The following is a 4,132-nucleotide window of genomic DNA, read 5'->3' as shown; positions in this document are numbered from 1 at the left end:
GCCTTAAATTACTCTGCCAAATGGTGCTCTGTGGCTCTGTTTTGTCGGCGTATTAAATTGTTATTTTAACTATTTCAATAGCTTAGTATATGACAAGGCAAAATGTCCTCTAACGATAGATTTTTATGCTAAAATCTCGCCACTTTTTACTACCATAAGTTTGTTATGCTCGAAGCTTTATTTAAAATCCGCGCCAATAATACCTCGGTAAAACGTGAATGTATTGCCGGTATTACCACATTTATTACCATGGTTTATATTGTTTTTGTTAACCCTGCGATGCTTGCTGAAGCGGGTATGGATCAAGGTGCTGCTTTTGTTGCAACTTGTATTGCTGCCGCTATAGGCTGTTTTATCATGGGGCTATGGGCAAATTATCCTTTAGCACTTGCACCGGGTATGGGGTTAAACGCGTTTTTCACCTATGGGGTTGTGTTAGGCATGGGTTACAGCTGGCAAGCAGCCTTAGGTGCTGTTTTTATGTCGGGCTGTCTATTTTTACTGTTAAGTTTATTTAAAATACGTGAGTGGATCATCAACGCGATTCCGCTGGTGCTCAAGCAAGCCATTGCCACTGGGATTGGCGCATTTTTAGCGTTAATCGCGTTAAAAAGTGCCGGAATTATTGTTGCAAGCCCTGCCACGTTAGTGCAATTAGGTGATATTACTGCTGCAGGGCCGTTATTGGCTATTTTAAGCTTTTTTATTATTGCAGGCTTACTGTATCGCGACTTTAAAAGTGGCGTATTAATTAGCATTTTACTGATCACGGTAATTGCGGTGAGCTTAGGCTTGGTTGAATACCAAGGTGTGATTGCCATGCCGCCGTCGATTATGCCTACCTTTATGCAGCTTGATTTTAGCGCCGCGTTTGAGCTGTCGATGCTAAGCGTTATTTTTGCGTTTTTATTCGTTGATTTATTTGATACCTCAGGCACCTTAGTGGCTGTGACGCAAAAGGCAGGCTTAGCCGACAAACATGGCAACATGCCACGTTTAGGTCGCGCACTGAGTGCCGATAGTACTGCAACGATTGCCGGTGCTATGTTAGGTACTTCTACTACTACGTCGTATATTGAGTCGGTTGCTGGCGTATCGGTGGGCGGGCGCACTGGTTTAACAGCGGTTGTTGTGGGTATTTGCTTTTTACTGATGATGTTTTTTGCACCGCTGGCGCAAATGGTACCCGCGTATGCCACCGCAGGGGCTATTTTATATGTGTCTGTGCTGATGCTGCAAAACTTAAAGTTTGTGAATTGGGATGATATGACCGATGCGATACCGGTCAGTGTGGTGTTATTAATGACCCCATTAACTTTCTCGATTGCACATGGTATTGCGCTGGGCTTTATTTCGTATACTGCGGTTAAAGTATTGTGCGGTAAAAAAGATCAGGTAAGCATTAGTGTGTGGATTTTAACTGCTTTATTTATTATAAAATTTGCTTTCTTATCTTAGGTTTTAGGGTAAATAAGTAACTTACTATAAAAAAGCCTATACAATTATGTATGGGCTTTTTTTATTTAGTTAATTTGTTAACTCAACATTACCATTTCTTTTTAGGAGCAAATAGCACGTCTAACTCGTCGAGCTCTTCTGCTGCTTTCTTTTTCAAGGCACTGGCATTCGATGCTTTCAGCTCTGAACTAATTTCATCTAAATAACCTTCAACTTCTTGGGTTTTCGCTGTTACATAGTCATCACTGTAAGTGACCGCGTTAAGTGACGTTTGTGCTTTTTCAAAGTACTGTCTGGCAGAGCCTACCATACCCGCAGCTCGTGCCGATAAACCACGTTTAATTTGGCTTTCAATATTAATTTGTAACTGCAGCTTTTCTAAGCGCTTGTCTTCAATACTAAATATTTGGCTATCAACATTGCCTTTATTATGCTCTGAGCGAAGGATTGAGCGTAATTTTTTTATCCCCTGTATTAATAGTACTAATTGTTTATCGTTGGTGGGCAGGGCGATTGGCTCATTACTGTTTGGTGGTACCGGTTTATTTAAGCGCTCTTTTGCTTCATTAAGGCGGTTTTTCAGCACTTTTGAACCAGTTGATAACGACACCATAGTATTAAGTGCATCAAGGTTACGTTTTTGCAATACACGCAGAGTGTTTTCCGACAGTGGAATATTAGCACTGTTTATTAAAGCTTCTTCGGTTTCTTCGATGATAGCTTTTTGTTTTGTTAACTCTTTGCGGCGTTCAGCTTCTTGTTTTTCTTTATGCTGTTGCACTGCACTTACCCATAATGCAATCACAATAAGGGCTACAATCAGTGCAATTATAATAGAAACGATCATGTTATAATTCTCGGGTTCTTAACCTAATACGCTAATCTTACATTAAATATATAAGAACAGGAAAACTTTGCGCCGATTAACTTTAAACAAAGCATTGAAATCTTAATACCTTATATAAAAGACTGATAATCATTGCTATCTGAACGATATTTATTGTGCTAGCCTAAAGCCTCAATCTGCTGGATACTGTATTATTAATAAAAATCAATCTTTTCGATGATACCAAATTTATAGGTTTAGCATTTATCCCTCAATAATGTGAATAATAACGAAAATACATAGCTATGAAATTACAACAACTTAGATATATCGTAGAAGTTCAAAATCATAAATTAAATGTGTCAGCCACTGCTGAAAGTTTATTTACCTCGCAACCGGGTATTTCTAAGCAAGTTCGCATGCTTGAAGATGAGCTAGGTATTCAAATTTTTGGCCGCAGTGGTAAGCATTTAACCCATGTAACCAGCGCCGGCGAAGACGTTATTAATATATCGCGAGAAATATTATCTAAGGTTGAAGGCATTAAAGCGGTTGCCAACGAACACACCTTACCCGATCAGGGTAAACTTAATATTGCCACAACACATACCCAAGCGCGTTATGCATTGCCGACGGTGATTAAAGGGTTTATGAAAAAATACCCAGCAGTGTCTTTGCATATGCACCAAGGTACTCCGCAGCAAATATCTGATGCGGCTGCCCGTGGTGATGCCGATTTTGCCATTGCCACCGAAGCGCTACACTTATATTCAGATTTAGTGATGTTGCCTTGCTACCATTGGAACCGCAGTATTGTGGTGGCCAAAGATCACCCATTGGCAGAAAAAGCCGATAATTTAACGGTAGCAGATATCGCTAAGTATCCATTGATCACTTATGTATTTGGCTTTACGGGTCGCTCAGAGCTTGATAAAGCGTTTAACGCCTATGGCTTAGAGCCACACATAGTGTTTACTGCAACCGATGCCGATGTAATAAAAACCTATGTACGTTTAGGGCTTGGGGTGGGTGTTGTTGCTTCAATGGCGATTGACCAAGTAAATGATACGGACTTAGTGTGTATTGATGCCAGCCATTTATTTGAAGCCAGCACCACTAAAATAGGCTTTAGAAAAGGCAGCTTTTTACGCACTTATATGTATGACTTTATTGAACGCTTTGCCCCGCATTTAACGAAAGACCGAGTGGAGCGTGCTAATTTATTACGTAACCAAGAAGACGTTGATAAATTGTTTGCCGATATCGAATTACCGGTTAAATAACCAGTATCAGATTAAAAAAGCCGCGTATTTTTAAATACGCGGCTTTTTTTGTGCGTTTATTCAGCTATTAACATTCAATAATATTAACCGCTAAACCGCCACGGGCTGTTTCTTTATATTTGGTTTTCATATCGTTACCCGTTTCAAGCATAGTTTTAATCACTTTATCAAGGGATACCTTTTGCTCGCCACTGCCGCGAATGGCTAAACGCGATGCGTTAATGGCTTTTATTGCGCCCATGGCATTGCGTTCAATACACGGTACTTGCACCAAGCCGCCAACCGGGTCGCAGGTGAGGCCTAAGTTATGCTCCATACCAATTTCGGCGGCATTTTCAACTTGTACCACATTACCACCAACAATTTCGGTGAGTGCTCCCGCGGCCATTGAACAAGCTACGCCAACTTCACCCTGACAGCCCACTTCGGCACCGGAAATAGAGGCGTTCTTTTTGTATAAAATGCCAATCGCTGCTGCGGTTAATAAATAGCGGGTGGCAATATCACGATCCACTTCTTTAATAAACGTGTGGTAGTACATTAGTACCGCCGGTAAAATACCTGC

4 protein-coding genes are annotated in these 4,132 nt (G+C 40.8%); 2 read left to right on the top strand and 2 right to left on the bottom strand.

Going from position 1 to position 4,132, the window contains the following annotated elements; all coding sequences use genetic code 11:
- Positions 1–165: 165 nt before the first annotated feature.
- Positions 166–1,458 carry an NCS2 family permease gene (locus ABYB02_RS15310; protein WP_372763269.1) on the top strand — a complete coding sequence of 431 codons (1,293 nt, stop codon included), beginning with the start codon at positions 166–168 and terminating at the stop codon, positions 1,456–1,458.
- Positions 1,459–1,546: 88 nt separating this feature from the next.
- On the opposite strand, the gene ABYB02_RS15305 is transcribed toward ABYB02_RS15310, so the two are convergent.
- A complete protein-coding gene (locus ABYB02_RS15305) occupies positions 1,547–2,305 on the bottom strand; it encodes a hypothetical protein (protein WP_372763268.1) in 759 nt (252 codons plus the stop codon).
- 284 nt (positions 2,306–2,589) lie between these two features.
- Between ABYB02_RS15305 and cysB the strand changes: the two genes are divergently transcribed.
- A complete protein-coding gene (gene cysB, locus ABYB02_RS15300; protein WP_372763267.1) occupies positions 2,590–3,567 on the top strand; it encodes an HTH-type transcriptional regulator CysB in 978 nt (325 codons plus the stop codon).
- Positions 3,568–3,634: 67 nt separating this feature from the next.
- Here the strand turns inward: cysB and ABYB02_RS15295 are convergent.
- Positions 3,635–4,132: L-serine ammonia-lyase, iron-sulfur-dependent, subunit alpha (locus ABYB02_RS15295; RefSeq protein WP_372763266.1), on the bottom strand; the 498-nt coding region annotated here is incomplete at its 5' end.

The organism is Pseudoalteromonas sp. (assembly GCF_041613455.1).
Lineage (GTDB): Bacteria > Pseudomonadota > Gammaproteobacteria > Enterobacterales > Alteromonadaceae > Pseudoalteromonas.
Note: the sequence above shows the minus strand (reverse complement) of the source record. Positions and strands in the feature narration are given on the sequence as shown.